The 17,363-nt window shown below is 45.7% G+C and carries 13 protein-coding genes; 9 read left to right on the top strand and 4 right to left on the bottom strand.

Translation table 11 applies throughout. The features are described from left to right. The first annotated feature begins 7 nt into the window (after positions 1-7). The 6 genes from FEM33_RS02450 to FEM33_RS02425 all read left to right on the top strand — a co-directional run bounded on the left by FEM33_RS02450 (position 8) and on the right by FEM33_RS02425 (position 7,708). Positions 8-2,761, top strand: coding sequence for a DUF1553 domain-containing protein (locus tag FEM33_RS02450; RefSeq protein ID WP_139010532.1), 2,754 nt, complete (start codon positions 8-10; stop codon positions 2,759-2,761). Between the two features lie 49 nt (positions 2,762-2,810). Then, the gene (locus tag FEM33_RS02445; protein WP_139010531.1) at positions 2,811-4,283 is read left to right on the top strand and encodes a DUF1501 domain-containing protein; all 1,473 of its coding nucleotides are present in this window, start codon (positions 2,811-2,813) and stop codon (positions 4,281-4,283) included. Between the two features lie 79 nt (positions 4,284-4,362). Continuing rightward, positions 4,363-4,683: an L-rhamnose mutarotase gene (gene rhaM, locus FEM33_RS02440; RefSeq protein WP_139010530.1), complete on the top strand. Its 321-nt coding sequence runs from the start codon at positions 4,363-4,365 to the stop codon at positions 4,681-4,683. A 52-nt stretch (positions 4,684-4,735) separates the two neighbouring features. Beyond that, on the top strand, positions 4,736-6,232 hold the full coding sequence (locus FEM33_RS02435) for a c-type cytochrome domain-containing protein (protein WP_139010529.1): 1,497 nt from the start codon (positions 4,736-4,738) through the stop codon (positions 6,230-6,232). A 53-nt stretch (positions 6,233-6,285) separates the two neighbouring features. Continuing rightward, on the top strand, positions 6,286-7,191 hold the full coding sequence (locus tag FEM33_RS02430; protein WP_229214046.1) for a sugar phosphate isomerase/epimerase family protein: 906 nt from the start codon (positions 6,286-6,288) through the stop codon (positions 7,189-7,191). Positions 7,192-7,261: 70 nt separating this feature from the next. Continuing rightward, positions 7,262-7,708 carry a barstar family protein gene (locus FEM33_RS02425; protein WP_139010527.1) on the top strand — a complete coding sequence of 149 codons (447 nt, stop codon included), beginning with the start codon at positions 7,262-7,264 and terminating at the stop codon, positions 7,706-7,708. 96 nt (positions 7,709-7,804) lie between these two features. Here FEM33_RS02425 and pnuC read toward each other — a convergent pair whose 3' ends face one another. After that, positions 7,805-8,422 (bottom strand): nicotinamide riboside transporter PnuC, encoded by a 618-nt coding sequence (gene pnuC / locus FEM33_RS02420; RefSeq protein ID WP_139010526.1) that lies wholly within the window; start codon positions 8,420-8,422, stop codon positions 7,805-7,807. Between the two features lie 520 nt (positions 8,423-8,942). Here pnuC and mfd point away from each other — a divergent pair. Together mfd and FEM33_RS02410 are read left to right on the top strand one after the other, a co-directional pair. Next, the gene (mfd, locus tag FEM33_RS02415) at positions 8,943-12,293 is read left to right on the top strand and encodes a transcription-repair coupling factor (protein ID WP_139010525.1); all 3,351 of its coding nucleotides are present in this window, start codon (positions 8,943-8,945) and stop codon (positions 12,291-12,293) included. Between the two features lie 93 nt (positions 12,294-12,386). Next, positions 12,387-13,652, top strand: coding sequence for an SUMF1/EgtB/PvdO family nonheme iron enzyme (locus FEM33_RS02410; RefSeq protein WP_139010524.1), 1,266 nt, complete (start codon positions 12,387-12,389; stop codon positions 13,650-13,652). A gap of 54 nt (positions 13,653-13,706) precedes the next feature. Here FEM33_RS02410 and FEM33_RS02405 read toward each other — a convergent pair whose 3' ends face one another. Beyond that, positions 13,707-14,399, bottom strand: coding sequence for a ComF family protein (locus FEM33_RS02405; protein ID WP_139010523.1), 693 nt, complete (start codon positions 14,397-14,399; stop codon positions 13,707-13,709). A gap of 66 nt (positions 14,400-14,465) precedes the next feature. On the opposite strand from FEM33_RS02405, the gene FEM33_RS02400 reads away from it, so the two are divergent. After that, positions 14,466-15,827 (top strand): dihydroorotase, encoded by a 1,362-nt coding sequence (locus tag FEM33_RS02400; protein WP_139010522.1) that lies wholly within the window; start codon positions 14,466-14,468, stop codon positions 15,825-15,827. On the opposite strand, the gene FEM33_RS02395 is transcribed toward FEM33_RS02400, so the two are convergent. Next, a complete protein-coding gene (locus tag FEM33_RS02395) occupies positions 15,810-16,235 on the bottom strand; it encodes a (deoxy)nucleoside triphosphate pyrophosphohydrolase (protein ID WP_139010521.1) in 426 nt (141 codons plus the stop codon). The genes FEM33_RS02400 and FEM33_RS02395 overlap by 18 nt on opposite strands. An 88-nt stretch (positions 16,236-16,323) precedes the next feature. Then, entirely contained in the window at positions 16,324-17,349 is a 1,026-nt protein-coding gene (ruvB, locus tag FEM33_RS02390; protein ID WP_138283369.1) for a Holliday junction branch migration DNA helicase RuvB, read from the bottom strand. Between the last annotated feature and the right edge of the window lie 14 nt (positions 17,350-17,363).

The raw sequence follows: 17,363 nt of genomic DNA, 5'->3' as shown, positions 1-17,363 counted from the left end.
TGGAATCATGAACAACAGAATATTGATCGGCATTGGCGTGCTGATTGTTTTCATATCATCTTTTTCATGGGTTCAGGACTGGCTTGGCCGTAAAGTAGATTACAATACGGAGGTCAAGCCGATTCTGAACAAGCACTGCATGAGCTGTCATGGCGGTGTGAAAAAGGCCGGAGACGTCAGTTTTCTGTTTGAACATGAAATGCTGGAGCCAGGCAAATCCGGCAAAATACCCGTTGTACGCGGCCATGCCGATGAAAGTGAAATGATCCGCCGCATCCTCAGCAATGATCCGGATGAAAAAATGCCGAAGAATGGTGCTCCGCTGAACGACAATGAAATCAGTATTCTGAAAAAATGGATTAATGAAGGTGCAAAATGGGAAACGCACTGGTCTTACAAACGCATAGAAAAGCCCCAAGTGCCTGCTTTGGGCAACTTCTGGAATTTATACGGACTGTTTGATTCTGAAAACAAAAATTGGGTCAAGAATGAAATCGACTATTTTGTTCTTCAGAAATTGAAGGAAAAAAAGCTGGATGTTTCTCCGGAAGCAGATAAAGCTACGCTTATTCGCCGTGTAAGTCTGGATATAACCGGCCTACCGCCGACGCAAAAGGAAGTAAGCGAATTTATGCAAGACGAATCGCCGGATGCCTATGAAAAAGTAGTGGACCGCCTGCTGAAATCGCCTGCGTACGGGGAAAGATGGACTTCCATGTGGATGGACCTTGCGCGCTATGCCGATACCAAAGGCTATGAAAGCGACGGCGGCAGAATGATGTGGCCTTACAGGGATTATGTAGTCAAATCTTTCAATGAAGACAAGCCTTTTGACCGGTTTACTATTGAGCAGCTTGCGGGCGATTTGCTGGAAAAAGACAACGAAGGTTTTCCAAAAGAACAGAACCTTGTTGCCACGGCTTTTCACCGCAATACCATGACCAACAATGAAGGCGGAACGGATGACGAAGAATTTCGTACTGCTGCGCAGATTGACCGCGTGAACACGACGTGGGAAGTCTGGCAGGGAACTACGTTTGCATGCATTCAGTGCCATAGCCATCCTTACGATCCGATTCCGCACGAAGATTATTACAAGTACATGGCTTTTTTCAACAATTCCAGAGATGAAGATGTGTGGGACGAATGGCCGAAACTGCGGTTTTATAAAGGAGAAGATTCCGCGCGTGTAGAGCGGGTTAAAAACTGGATCCGGAAATACGATCCTAAGCAAATTGCCGAAAAAACAGAGTTCATGCGTGTGATGGAACCCAAGATCAATGCGCACAATTTTATAAAAGGCGACCAGTCCACGGCGCTACTAATTTCCTATTATGGCGTAAAAGACAAAGGCAATGCAAGGATTTCTAATGTTGATCTGACCGGAGTCGGAAGCATAGTAATGAATATGTCCACAAAGGCTGAAAACGCAATGCTGACTTTTCATCTGGATAAACTCGACGGACCTGTGATTTCCACGATCAAAGTGCCGGCGCGGGATACCGTTTTAGTAGCGCCTGTTTCCAGCGTTTCCGGAAAGCATGATGTTTATCTGTCTCTGAAAAGCCCGAAGTCGCCGGAAGAATGGGTCAGAATAACCTGGGTTTCCTTTCAGCAGGCATTGCCTGGCGCAGAGCAGCCGGATTACAAACAAATTGTAGCCGATTATGCGTCTGTTCTGACAAAGTCCACTGAAAGTATGCCCGTGATCTGGGAAGGAAAAAATGATTTTGCCCGGAAAACAAATGTATTTGTAAGAGGCAACTGGATGGTAAAAGGCGCGGAAGTGAAGCCGGACGTTCCCAAACTGCTGGCACCGATGCCAAAAGATTATTCCAGAGACCGGCTCGGGCTGGCCAAATGGATTGTCAGCCGTGACAATGCACTGACAGGCCGTGTGATTGTAAACCGCTTTTGGGAGCAGCTTTTCGGCAGAGGCATTGTGGAAACCGTTGAAGATTTCGGATCACAGGGCAGCGAACCTTCACATCCCGAACTGCTGGACTGGCTTGCGGTGCAGTTTATGGAACAGGATCACTGGAGTGTGAAAAAACTTTTGAAAAGAATTGTCATGTCGGCCACTTACCGGCAAAGTTCCAAATCGGACAAGGAAAGAATAGAAAAAGATCCGTATAATGTCTGGATTTCACGCGGCCCGCGCGTACGGTTAAGTGCCGAACAGGTCCGCGATCAGGCACTGGCTTGCAGCGGGCTCATTTCCAGAAAAATGTATGGGCCAAGTGTAATGCCTCCGCAGCCGGACAAAATATGGCAGTCGCCTTACAGCGGCGAAAGCTGGGTTGTCAGCGAAGGGCCGGATCGTTACCGCAGAGGCATTTATACCTACTGGAAACGCACGGCGCCGTATCCTTCGATGACGACTTTTGATGCGCCGAGCCGGGAATTTTGCCAGTCCAGAAGAATACTGACCAATACACCTTTGCAGGCATTGGTTACGCTGAATGATCCCGTTTATCTGGAAGCGGCTGAAAAACTGGCAACAACAATGAAAAAGCAGGGAAAAACGCCGGAACAGCAGCTTTCGGAAGGATATCGCATGCTTACTTTTCAGCCGATTGCACCTAAAAACCTGAATGTGCTTGTAAAAATTTACAAAGAAGCATTGGGGGTTTACCGGAATAAACCGTCTGAAGTGGACAGTATCCTGACTTATGCCAAAGAGAAATCACCTGAGCTGGCTGCACTGACGGTCTCGGCCAATGTATTGTTGAATCTTGACAATGTAATTACAAAAGAATAGGCAGGATAAATGTTTTTCAAAATCCGGCTCATTCATAAATGACAACGAAATGGAAAAGCTTCTGAAAGAACTTCAGCACGCAGATTTGCACCGTCAGACGAGGCGTCATTTTCTGCAGTCTGCAGGATTTGGACTGGGAGCACTTGGTCTGGGTTCTCTGCTGGGTTCGTGTGACAGTTCCGGCAAAAAAACGATTGGTGAACAGACTGCCCAAGCCCGGATTCCTCAGTTTGCACCGAAAGCCAAGCGTGTGATTTACATCCATATGGCCGGAGCGCCTTCACAGCTTGAACTTTTTGATTACAAGCCGGAGCTGGAAAAATATCATGGCAAAGACTGTCCGGCCGAATTTCTGGAAGGTAAAAAATTTGCGTTCATTCAGGGTGTTCCGAAAATGCTGGGCCCGCAGGGAAAATTTGCCCAGTACGGGCAATCCGGCGCGTGGATGTCGGATTATGTTCCTTACCTTCAGACCGTTGCCGATGAAATTACTTTCATGAAGGCGATGCATACGGATCAGTTCAATCATGCGCCGGCGCAATTGCTGATGCATACTGGAAGCGCGCGGCTCGGAAGACCGAGTCTGGGCGCATGGGCCGTTTACGGATTGGGTTCCGAAAACCAGAATTTACCCGGTTTTATCGTGCTGGCATCGGGCGGAAGGCAGCCCGATGCCGGAAAAAGTGTTTACGGAAGCGGCTTTCTGCCTTCGGTTTATCAGGGCGTTCAGTGCCGGACGGGCGGCGATCCGGTCTTGTATGTGACCGATCCGAACGGTATGAACCGCAACATGCGCAAGCAGACGATCGAGGCAATCAATGAAATCAACCGCCAGACCTACGAAGATGTTCAGGACCCGGAAATATTAACGCGTATCAGTCAGTACGAAATGGCATTCCGCATGCAGATGTCTGTTCCGGAAGTAATGGATGTTTCCAGGGAGCCGCAGTTTATTATGGATATGTACGGTGTAAAACCCGGCGAAGGAACGTTTGCCATGAACTGCCTGCTTGCCCGCAAGCTGATTGAAAATGACGTCCGTTTCGTACAGCTTTTTGACTGGGGCTGGGATGGGCACGGAACTTCTGCCGGCGACAACGTAGAAGGCGGATTGAGAAATAAATGCCGCTTGTCCGACAAGCCGATTGCTGCACTAATACAGGATCTGAAAATGAGAGGATTGCTGGAAGAAACGCTGATTGTGTGGGGTGCTGAATTCGGAAGAACGCCCATGCAGGAAAACCGTAACGGGCTTGTCATGCCTTACATGGGCAGAGATCATCATCTGGATGCTTTTACGATGTGGATGACCGGCGGCGGCGTTAAAAAAGGCTTTTCGCACGGACAAACCGACGAACTGGGTTATTACGGCGTAAAAGATCGTGTGCATGTACACGATTTGCAGGCTACAATCCTTCATTTGATGGGGTTTGACCATGAAAAATTCACGTATCCTTTTCAGGGAAGAAATTTCCGGCTTACCGATACCGCAGGAAAAGTTGTAAAGGAAGTAATTGCCTGAAAGGATACGTTCTGGAAAATTAACCCGAAAGAAAACGTTTTAAAATATATATCGCTGTAATTTAACTGATGGCTTATTAATGGGAAACGAATATGTAAAAGCATTCCGGATGCAGCTGAAACCGGGTTATGAAGCAGAATACAAAAAAAGGCATGATGAAATCTGGCCGGAACTGGCCGAACTGCTCAAAAATGCCGGCATACTGGAATACTATATTTTTCTGGATGAGGAAACACTTGCGCTCTTTGCATTTCAGAAACTCGGAGAAAATGACCGTACTGCAAACCTTGCCTCCTTGCCTATTATGAAAAAATGGTGGGATTACATGGCCGGCTTAATGGAAGTAAATGACGACAATTCGCCAAAAACCGTTTCCTGTCCGGAAATTTTCCGCCTGTAATGCAGTCCACTTTGATCTTTTTTATTTAAACCCTAACTTCTGAAATTTCGGCATGCCATATCCTTTTTTGCAAGCTTCCGGCTGGGCAATATTTATTGGAAGATTTCATCCGGTTTTTGTTCATTTACCCATCGGATTCATTATCCTGGCCGCACTGCTCGAGATCGGGCGGCGTACGGGTAAGGTAAACATCAGTCAGTCGGTTATTTCGTTCATTTTGCTTTTGTCGGCGATCGGCGCAACGCTGGCTTGCATAGCAGGTTATCTTTTGTCCCTGGGCGGCGGTTATGATGAAGAGCTGCTTAATAATCATAAATGGCAGGGAATAGGCGTGGCTGCATTCGCCTGGATCGCATGGCTGGTGAAATCGGAGCTTTTTACAAGGTTTGTGCCTTTATTAACAAAGATTTATATTCCTGCATTTGCCATTTCACTGCTGCTTACCATGACCGCCGGGCACGATGGCGGATCGCTTACACATGGCGAGGATTATCTCACGCAGTACATGCCTGCGCCCTTGCGGAACATAGCCGGATTGCCGCCTGCCAAAGAACAGATCGTTGAAATGAAGCCAATTACAAATATTCAGGAAGCGGTTGTTTACAAGGACATTGTTCAGCCGATACTGGAAATGCGCTGCGTACAATGCCATAATGCCAGCAAACAGAAAGGTGATTTAAGAATGGATCAGCTTGCGCTGCTTCTGAAAGGCGGTGAAAGCGGTCCGGCATTTATTGCAGGTAAAAGTGCGGAAAGTGACATGATCAAACGCTGCCTGCTTCCGGAAAATGACGATGAACACATGCCTCCGAAGGGAAAGCCGCAGTTGACGAATGAACAGATTGCATTGCTTTCCTGGTGGATTGATCAGGGTGCTGCCGCAGAGAAAAAAGTGGCTGAACTGAAAGCGACGGAAGAAGTAAAAAAAGCATTGGCGTCACTAGGCAGCGGACAAGGCTCAGGCAACGAAGCAACATCCACGTCAATGATACTGAACGTGAAAGTCCCTGCGGCCAGGGAAACGGATATGGAAGCTCTGAGAAAAGCGGGCCTGATCGTGAATGCAGTATCTCAGGACTTGAACCTGCTGGAAGTAAGCGCAGTAAATGCGCCGAACTTTAACGATAAGCAAGTTGCATTGCTGTCGAACGTTTCGGAGCAGATTGCCTGGCTTAAACTGGGTAAAACCAAAATTTCGGATGCAGGCCTGAAAATAATTGCAAATTTCAGAAACCTCAGCAAATTACATCTTGAGCATACAGCGGTAACAGACGCAGGTTTGAAGGAACTGAAAAATTTGCCGTCTCTGGAATACCTCAATCTTGTTGATACAAAAATAAGCGACGCCGGTCTGGAAAATATTGCTTCCAAAAAAGGGCTGCGATCCGTTTATGTATGGCAGTCTGCCGTGACGGACAGCGCAGTAAGCCGCGTAAGTAAACACCATCCTGATCTTCTGATTGTGAATGGCATGAATGAAGCTGCTATTTCAAAATTCCTGAAGTCAGGAGATACAACGGCGTTGAAAGCCACAGCAGAAGTACGTTAATCTGGCCATTATTACTATTCAAGAATTTTTTTAAAATGAACCGCCGCAATTTTATGAATACCGCCCTAGCAACCGCAGGAATTTTAACCGGCTTTGAAGCCATCGCCGATGAGCATGCGGCTCCGTTCCGATTTGAAAATAAAATGTCTTTAAAAATACTGGGTACAAACTGGGGCTACGAAGGCACAACGGATTCATTTTGTGCCGCGGTTAAAAAAGAAGGTTATGACGGCATTGAAATGTGGTGGCCGTCATCAAAGGAGAAGCAGACGGAACTGTTTTCAGCATTGAAAAAATATGATCTGGAAGTCGGATATCTGTGCGGATCGGGAGAAAAAGACTATGCGGTTCATCTGGATGCTTTCAGAAAATCGATTAATGAAGCAACGACGCAATTTGACAAAAAGCCTTTGTACATAAACTGTCACAGCGGAAAAGATTTTTTCACTTACGAACAGAACAAAGCTTTTATTGACCATACAACCGAAGCTTCTTCCAAAAGCGGCATTCCCATTTATCATGAAACGCATCGCGGGCGCATGCTTTTTGCAGCGCATGTTACCCGGAATTTTATAGAGAAAAACCCTGAACTAAGGCTTACGCTGGATGTTTCGCACTGGTGCAATGTACATGAAAGTTTGCTGCAGGATCAGCAGGAAACGGTTCGCCTCGCGCTGTCGCGCGTCGGACATATCCATTCCCGGATCGGCCATGAAGAAGGTCCGCAGGTAAATGACCCGCGTGCGCCGGAATGGGAGGCGGCTGTAAAAGCGCACCTTGGCTGGTGGGATGCGGTTGTGGAGCAGAAAGTGAAAAGCGGCGGAATACTTACGGTTTTAACGGAATTTGGTCCGCCCAATTATCTTCCGACGCTTCCTTATACCAATCAGCCGCTTGCAGACCAATGGGCCATTAATGTGCATATGATGCATTTGTTCAGGAAAAGATATATCCGGTAAGCTGTGCAAAATGTCTATCGTTAAAATTGTATTTTCCATAACTTGCAGCCTTGTTAAAATCGCCTGAGTTATGAAAAGCGCACATTTTCTGATAGCACAAAAAGAAACGGACATCCGGAAGTCATTCCTCGGATCTTACATCGCATATATTGACGGCAGAAAAGCAGCTTCCATAAAGGATTTCCATGAGCAGATTGCCGCCGCCATGCAGTTTCCGGATTATTCCGGTAAAAATCTGGATGACCTGGATGAAATGCTTAATGATCTGGAATGGATTGACGAACAGAAAGTCATTATATACATTGACCATTCTGCGGAATGGCTTTCCAGAGAGAAGTCAGAAGAAAAAATCCTTGCTGTTATAGACATGCTTGATGCAACTGCAGAAGACTGGAAATGGCTGGATGAAGAGGAGGAAGGCATTTCCAGAAAAGAGCTGAACATTGTATTTCAGGATTCTCCGCGCATAAAGGCTTTACTTCAGGAACAGGAAATTCCGTTCAGTATTTTTAGCTAAGTAGCTGTTGGCGTTTGGCTTTTAGCTGTTTGATAGAAAAATATATTCATGGGTAAAATGTAAAATGAGAGTTTTCAATCAATTTCAGGCAATTACTTAGGTTGCAGTCGATGTATTGTTAACATCTCTTTTCCACTGAATATATCCCATAACGGCCAGTGCAAGAAATACTGCGTACAAAATAGCGGTGAGATGCAGGCTTTTGTAAAAGTACATAAATACATAGCAGGCATCAGCGACAATCCACAAGATCCAGTTTTCAAGATACTTCCTCGCCATCATCCATTGTCCGATCAGACTTGCCACGGTTAATGCAGAATCGGCGTAAGTCAGGCTTGCATTTGTAAAACGGCCAAGTAAATAGCCCCATAGCAAGGTGGCAGTAATAAAAATAAGTCCGAAGATAAGATACAGCCGTATTGGTGTTCGGGTAACACGAATTCCGTCATGGCTTTTTCCTCCGAATTTCCACATCCACCAGCCGTAAATGCTTGTCAGAAAGTAATATCCCTGCAGGCCGGTATCTGCATAAAGCTGTACTTGCCAGAAAACAATTGCGTACAGTACGGCATTAATGATGCCGAAAAACCAGCCAAGCACATTCTGGCGCGTATTCAGATATACACAAACTGCTCCGGTAAGAAATCCCAGAATTTCAAGATATGTAGTTGTAATGCCACCAAGTGAAATGGTCTGATTGAGCCAGTCTGTCATGAATTATCAATTATAAATCGTAAAAATAGAGGTTTAGCAATTCAATGGTTCCTGCGGAGCCGCCTGTTTGTAGAAAAACGCATTTGGCATTCGTTTTGGCGGCTCCGCAGGAGCCTCCTTCTCGGATGGTAAGGCAACTCCTGCCGGAGTTACATCGGGCATCAGGCATGCGTTTGCTAGAAACAGGTTGCCACTCCGTGGCAGATTGCAAATGCCGAAATTAAAATAGGATGTTGTTCAAAATTTCAAATTCAAAAATATAGCTCATTGTAAAACCAAAGTTCGCTACGAAGTAGCGCCCTGTTTGTAGAAAATCGCGTTTGACATTTGTTTTGGCGGCTCCAGAAGAGCCTCCTTTTTCCGGAAAATGTTTTTCAAATTATTTTTATTAGTAAATAGCACTGATACAAACAAAATTGAGTAAACCATTGTTGTTCTTTTGCCGGTCCGGGGAAATCCTGAAACGGCTTTTTGCGTTTAAATTCACGGCGGCTAAGTTCGCTTTATAATAGAAAATTGCTTGGAAGTTAAAGACTTATTAAAACTGTATGGCGGCGATAGTTATCTTGATATCCTCATCTCGCAGATAACATCCGATAGTCAGGACGCCGCTCACGTGCAAATAAAAGGACTGGTCGGAAGCCTGGATGCCGTTATAGCTGCTTCCATACAGCAAAAAAGGAAAGGGCCGGCCGTGTATATCCTGAGCGACCGGGAAGAAGCTGCTTATTTTCAGAACGATCTGCAGAATCTTATTGGCAAAACGGAGGTTTTATTTTATCCGACATCCTACAAGAGGCCGTATCATTATGAAGAAGTGGATAATGCCAATGTGCTGATGCGCGGGGAAATCCTGAACAAACTGAGCATTGCCAAAACAGGGCCTATTCAGATCGTTACTTATCCGGAGGCATTGTTTGAAAAGGTGATCAACAAGCGGTCGCTGAAAGCCAATACTTTTTCCGTAAAAGTCGGTGAAAAACTGGATCCTTCGTTCCTGACGGAATTTCTGACGAGTTACGGGTTTGAAATCACCGATTTCGTTTTTGAAGCCGGACAGTTTTCTGTCCGGGGTGGAATTTTGGATGTTTTTTCTTTTGCAAGCGAGCACCCGTTTCGTATCGAGCTGTTTGGAGACGAAGTCGAAAGCATCCGTTCATTTGATCCGGATACGCAGCTTTCGATTGAGACCGCCAAGCAGGTTAACATTGTCCCCGACATTCAGCAAAAGCTTTCGCACGAATCCCGCGAATCGTTTCTGAATTTCTTTCCTGCGGAAACGGTGCTTTGGTTTAAGGATGCAGACCTTACGCTTGAAGTAATCGAAAAATGTTTTGAAAAGGCCGAAAAAGCTCTCGAAGAAGTGACAGGCGGCGGTGTTCAGATTGTTTCAAACCCGCAGGACCTTTTCGAAACGCGGAGAGGCTTTCTGAATCAGGTCAAGAAATTTAAAACTGTTGAATTTGGAAAAAGATCGTATTTCAAAACGGAAAACAAACTGCCGTATTCCTCCAAACCGCAGCCTTCATTTAACAAGGATTTCAAAAGATTGCTGGACGATCTGTCAGAAAATCAGTCCAAAGGATATATCAATATCATTGTTGCGGAACAGCCCAAGCAGCTTGACCGGCTGGAAAGGATTTTTGAAGATCTGGACCCTTTTGTGAAATTCCGGCCCATGCATATTTCCCTGCGGGAAGGATTTGTGGATGATAACATGAAAGTAGCGTGTTATACGGATCACCAGATTTTTGCCCGTTTCCACAAATACCGCTTAAAGGAAAAATTCAGCAAGTCCAAAGCGATTACATTAAAGGAACTGAAATCTTTGCAGCCCGGCGATTTTGTAACGCACGTGGATTATGGCATAGGCCGCTTTGCCGGCATGGAGCGAAAAGATGTAAACGGCAGGGAACAGGAAGCAATCCGGCTTATTTACCGCGATAATGACCTGCTTTATGTAAGCGTGCACAACCTGCACAAAATAGCAAAATACACCGGAAAAGAAGGCACGCCGCCTGCCATGAGCAAGCTCGGTTCAGGCGAGTGGGAAGCCAAGAAATCCAGAGTAAAAAAGCAGCTCAAAGACATTGCGCATGAGCTGATTGCATTATATGCCAAACGCCGGCAGGCACCGGGCTTTCCGTTTTCTCCCGACAATTACATGCAGGCCGAACTGGAATCTTCCTTTTTATATGAAGATACGCCTGACCAGGCCACTGCAACTTCCAATGTGAAAGAAGACATGGAAAAAGCGCATCCGATGGACAGGCTGGTTTGCGGCGATGTGGGTTTTGGTAAAACAGAAATAGCAATCCGGGCGGCGTTCAAGGCAGTTTGTGACAGCAAGCAGGTTGCCGTGCTGGTGCCAACGACGATTCTGGCCATGCAGCATTATAAAACATTCAGCGAGCGTCTGAGCGATTTTCCTGCAAAGGTCGGTTATATCAACCGGTTCAAATCTGCGAAGCAAATCAAGGAAACTTTGAAGGAAGCCGAAGAAGGAAAAATCGACATTCTGATCGGAACGCACAGGATTCTGAACAAAGATGTAAAATTCAAGGATTTGGGGCTGCTGATCGTGGATGAAGAACAGAAATTCGGGGTAAAGGCTAAAGACCGTCTGAAAGAAATGCGTGTCAATGTGGATGTGCTTACACTGACAGCCACGCCGATCCCGAGAACACTGCATTTTTCTTTGATGGGCGCCAGAGATCTTTCCGTCATTGCCACGCCTCCGCCAAACCGTCAGCCGGTTACGACGGAAGTACATACGTTCAGTGAAGAATTTATCCGGGATGCGATCAGCTTTGAAGTGCAGCGCGGTGGACAGGTGTTTTTTGTTCATAACCGGGTCAATGACATTGAATCCATTGCCAATATCATTCTGCGCCTGGTGCCCGATGTAAGAATTGGCGTAGCGCACGGGCAAATGGACGGCGATAAGCTGGAAAAAGTTATGGTCAATTTCATTGAAGGCGAATACGATGTGCTGGTTTCGACCAATATCATCGAATCGGGAATCGATATTGCCAATGCCAATACGATCATCATCAATTCGGCGCATATGTTCGGTCTTTCGGATTTGCATCAGATGCGCGGCAGGGTTGGGCGTTCAAACCGGAAAGCATTCTGTTATCTGCTGACGCCTTCGGTATCTACACTGGCCAGCGATTCGCGCAAGCGGTTACAGACGCTGGAAGAATTTTCTGAACTCGGCGACGGCTTTAAAGTTGCGATGCGCGACCTTGACATTCGCGGTGCAGGAAACCTGCTTGGAGCTGAGCAAAGCGGTTTTGTAAATGATCTTGGTTACGATCTGTATCACAAAATGCTGGATGAAGCCGTAAGTGAACTGAAAAATAACGAGTTTAAAGACCTGTTTTCAACAGCGCTCGGGCTGCCTCAGAAACTTGTTCCAGATTGTCAGATCGAGACGGATTTTACAACTTTGATTCCGGACGACTATGTTAAAAATATTTCGGAAAGGTTGTCGTTATATACCCGCCTTGACAATGTGGAAAATGAAGAAGAGCTGAGCAAATTCGAGCAGGAGATTCTGGACCGGTTTGGCCCGGTTCCGCACGAAGTGGAAGATCTGCTCAGAACGGTGCGGCTGCGCTGGGAAGCTGAACGGATGCATTTTGAAAAATTGACGCTGAAAAACAATACAATGAAAGGCTACTTCGTTACTTCGCAGAACGATGCATTCTTTCAATCGCCTAAATTCGGACAGATTATTGATTACATTAAAAGACATCCGAAAAAGATCGCATTAAAAGATCAGAAAGGCAAACTGATGTTGATTTGTGAAGATGTAAAAAGCATTGATCAGGCCAGAAATATTTTAATGGAGATGATCAGTGATTGATTTATAAATTATATTACGATTCATTTCATACATTTGCGGATTCGCATAATATTAAATACCAAACACTTAAGTTACTTTAAAGCAATGATTTGCATGCAAAAGATGGGTATCCGGTCGATCTCGTTGATTCTGATTGTGTTATTAGCGGCTACTTCATGTAGTAAAAACAAAAAACCGACCAGCCTTAAACCAGGAAAAACCAGTTCGAAAACGGGACTGGCTTACAATGGTAAAGACGGCTTCGAGGTAAAACAGTACAAAGCATTGCCTGCCGGACCTGACCTTGTTTATATCGAAGGCGGCCGGTTTACAATGGGTTCTCTGGAAGAGGACGTAATGAGCAGAAGGGATAATCCGAAAAGAACAGTAAGTATTCAGTCTTTCTACATGGATCAGACCGAAGTTGCGAATGTTCATTATCTTGAATACCTGAATGCGGTTCAGCGCGATTCTTCTGAAGAATTTTACAGCAAGGCACTTCCCGATACCAACGTATGGTTTAATGAATTGTCTTTCAACGACTCCTACGTCACCATGTACCTTCGTCACCCCGGTTTCCGTTTGTATCCGGTTGTGGGCGTATCGTGGGTTCAGGCCAATGATTACTGTGAATGGCGAACCGCAGCAGTAAGCCAGGCTAACAATACAGCAGGTGCTGCAGCAGCGGCAGGCGGCAAGAAAAGAGGATTGTCATTTGGCAAGAAGAAAAAAGAAGCTGCTCAGGCAGAAGCGGTTGCTAGTACACAAGCTGCTCCGCAACTCAGAATTGAAAGTGGTTACGTAATGCCTCCGTACCGCCTTCCGACTGAAGCAGAATTCGAGTATGCTGCCATAGCGATGATCGGGACGCAGTATTCGGATGAAAATCAGTCCAACTCCAGAATTTATCCCTGGGACGGATCAACCATGCGCCAGCCGCGTGGCCGCAAGCAGGGCACCATGCTTGCCAACTTCAAACGCGGCCCGGGTGATTACGCGGGTATTGCAGGAAAATCAAATGACGGAGCTATCATTACACAGGAAATCCGTTCCTATCCGGCTAATGACAATGGTCTTTATGACATGGCTGGAAACGTTAGCGAATGGGTTTATGACGTTTACCGTCCGCTTTCAAACAGTGACGTAAATGACCTGAACTCGTTCCGTCGTGACGGCTATCAGGATGAAGCCAAAAGCTATGATACCAAAAACAACAATTCTCTTGTAACCGATAATCTGAGGGTTTACAAAGGTGGTTCCTGGGCGGATGTTGCTTACTGGTTGTCTCCCGGAACACGTCGTTACATGGATCAGGATTCTGCAACAGCTATGGTTGGTTTCCGTTGTGCCATGATTGCGACCGGAAGTCACAAAGAATAACAGCCTATATATTGATTGAAGCCGTTGCCGGTTCAGGTAACGGCTTTTTTTGTTTTAATGTTTTGCCAGCGCAATGGTAAGAATATAAAATTTCTTGCATCCGGCAGTTTTCAGCGCACTGACACATTCTTCCAGCGTAGCACCTGTCGTAAGAACATCGTCCATAATGATCACGCTTTGGACTTTTATGTCTGTTTTGACTGAAAATACACCTTTCACATTTTCACGTCTTTCCGTTTTTGACTTTCCGGTTTGAGTGGCCGTATGCCTCGTCCGGCTCAGTATTGTTCCGGACCAGGGAATGCCGGTTGCATTGGAAAATCCTTCTGCAAGCAAGTCACTTTGGTTGTAGCCTCTGCTTTTCTTCTTTTTTTCATGCAAAGGCACGCTGATAATCAGTTCTGCCGGCGGAAGCATGCCGGAAGCTGCCATTTCCTGCCCGAACATAAATCCCAATGTCAAGCCAACTTCCTTGACGCCTTTGTATTTCAACGCATGAAGCAATTGCTGAACTTTGCCTTTTTTGGTAAATAACAAAAAGGAATGCGTGGAAATGATTTCCGGAGTGCCTGCAAATTTGAAATTCAATGCTTCACTATTTAATCCGTCAGCTTCAATCCTGGGCAATGAAATCCGGCAGAAAGTGCATATAATTTCTTCATTTCCAATGAGTCCGCTATGACAGGCTTCGCAGTTTCTTGGAAATATCAAATCAACAAAATCGTGCAAAATGTCCTTGATGCGCATATTTAGCAATATCTATGAATGAATTTCGAAGCGACTCAATACCTTTACAGAAAAAAATAATCGGGAATGACAACGCTGATCGTTAATGCACTTGTAGTAAATGAAAACACTATTCAGGAATCTGACGTATTTATCCGGAATGGTCACATCGAAAGAATTGGAAAAGATCTGCAGCACTCAGAAGCTGACCGCGTTATTGATGCCGGCGGCAAATACCTGATGCCCGGCGTTATCGACGATCAGGTGCATTTCCGGGAGCCCGGATTAACGTATAAAGCCGATATTCATACAGAATCAAAAGCAGCAGTTGCGGGCGGTGTGACTTCCTTTATGGAAATGCCGAATACCGTTCCGAATACGCTGACGCAGCAACTGTTGGAAGATAAATACAAAATCGCTTCTGAAACGTCATTTGCCAATTACTCGTTTTTTATGGGTGCATCCAATGACAATTACGACGAAGTGATGCGTACAAACCCGGCGGAAGTCTGCGGCATCAAGATCTTCATGGGTTCTTCAACGGGTAATATGCTTGTGGATGCACCGCAGGTTCTGGAAAAACTGTTTGCCAATGCGCCATGCGTCATTGCAACGCATTGTGAAGACGAGCCGACTGTACGTCATCGTATGGAATTTTTTAAAGAAAAGTACGGCGAGAATGTTCCTTACAACATTCATGCATTGATCAGGAATGAAGAAGCCTGCCTTAAATCATCTTCCTTTGCAACTTCGCTTGCGCACAAGCATAATACAAGGCTGCATATCCTGCATATTTCAACGGGTGATGAAGTATTCCTGTTTGAGCCGGGAATCAGAAAAGACGGCAATATCCTTCTGTCCGACGGAAATCCGAAACTCGTAACGGCCGAAGCCTGCGTGCATCATTTATGGTTTGATGCAGAGGATTATCACAGCCTCGGCAATAAAATAAAATGCAATCCGGCGATCAAGGCACCGCATCATAAAGAAGCTATTCTGCAGGCTGTTCTGGACAACCGCATTGATGTCATTGCTACGGATCATGCACCGCACACGATTGCCGAAAAAGCACAGCCTTATTGGCAGGCACCTTCCGGACTGCCGCTTGTGCAGCATACGCTGAATGTAATGCTCGAATTAAGTAGAACAGGAAAAATCTCTGTTGAAAGAGTTGTAGAAAAAATGAGCCACGCCGTTGCCGATTGTTTTCAGATCAAAGACCGCGGCTACGTGCGGGAAGGATACTGGGCCGACCTGATTTTAGTAGATACCAATGCCGCTACAAAGGTGGAAACAGCAAATATTTATTCCAAATGCGGATGGTCTCCGTTTGAAGGAACCAGCTTCCAGTCTGTCGTTACGCACACGTTCGTTTCAGGCAATCTTGTATTTGAAAACGGAATGTTCAGTGAAGCTGGAGATGGAAAAAGATTACAATTTGATCGATAAGTAATCGTAATAATTCTGAATAATATTCAGATCTCCTTCTGTCCAGTCAATGGAAGGCAGTTCCTCGGGATTCAGCCATAAAACCTGCTCGTGTTCGGTTAACGTAATTACGTGAGAACGAAGCCTGCATACGAATGGGACAAGAATGATTTCACGCCAGCCCTGGTCTTTCACAGTAACCGGGAGTTTGTGAATGATTTCGATTTCTACATCCAGTTCTTCCCTGATTTCACGGATAAGACCTTCTTCGTCGGTTTCTCCTTTTTCCAGCTTGCCGCCGGGGAATTCCCATTGTAGTGGGAACGATAATGCCGCGCTACGCTGACCTGCCAGTATTTTTCCTTCATGTTCAATCACAGCACAAGGCACTCTCACTACTAACTTTTCAGAAACAAATACTTCAATCATAGAGGCAGTTACAGTAAATTTTACCGCAAAAGTACTACATCAATTGTTAATATACATTTAATTCTTAAAACAAGATTGTATTTTTTTGCTAAAACAATTCTCCGGAACGATGGCGCGGAAGTATTCCTAAGTGCTTGAAAGCCTTTTCAGTAACTTCGCGGCCGCGTGAAGTTCGTTTCATATAGCCTTCCTTGATCAGAAAAGGCTCATATACTTCTTCAATGGTTTCCGCTTCTTCTCCGCAAGCCGTTGCAATGGTGGAAATTCCGACCGGACCGCCTTTGAACTTTTCTATGATTGTGCTTAGAATCCGGTTATCCATTTCGTCCAGACCATTCTGATCGACGTCCAGTGCCTGCAAAGCCATTTCAGCAATGGCAACGGTGATTTTTCCGTTTCCTTTCACCTGTGCAAAATCACGCGTACGGCGAAGCAGATTATTGGCGATCCTGGGCGTACCTCGGCTTCGGCGGGCAATTTCGTAAGCTGCATCTTCATCCAGCGGCGTCCCCAGAATAGCTGCCGAACGTCTTAATATAGTTGCCAGAAGCTCGGCATCGTAATATTCCAGACGTGCATTGATGCCGAACCTTGCACGTAAGGGCGAAGTCAGCATACCGGCTCGTGTAGTAGCACCGATGAGTGTAAAGGGATTCAACCCGATCTGAATGCTGCGTGCATTCGGACCGCTGTCAAGCATGATATCGATTTTATAATCCTCCATGGCTGAATAAAGGTATTCTTCAACAATGGGGTTCAGGCGGTGGATTTCGTCTATAAAAAGGACGTCGTGTTCCTGTAAATTGGTCAGTAAGCCGGCGAGATCGCTTGGCTTGTCCAGAACCGGACCGGAAGTGATCTTTATTCCTGCGCCAAGTTCATTGGCTACAATGTTGGACAAAGTAGTTTTCCCCAAACCCGGAGGCCCGTGCAGCAGCACATGGTCCAGTGCATCGCCCCGCTGGCGTGCAGCCTGAACGAAAATTTTCAGGTTTTCAAGAATTTTATCCTGTCCTGTAAAATCATCAAAGGTAAGCGGACGCAATGCACGTTCGATTTCCTTTTCAGTATTGGAAAGCTGTTCTTTATCTCCGGACAGATAATCCTGGCGCATAATGTTTTTTACAA

This window comes from Dyadobacter flavalbus (genome assembly GCF_006149045.1).
GTDB classification, from domain to species: Bacteria; Bacteroidota; Bacteroidia; order Cytophagales; family Spirosomataceae; genus Dyadobacter; species Dyadobacter flavalbus.
Note: the sequence above shows the minus strand (reverse complement) of the source record. Positions and strands in the feature narration are given on the sequence as shown.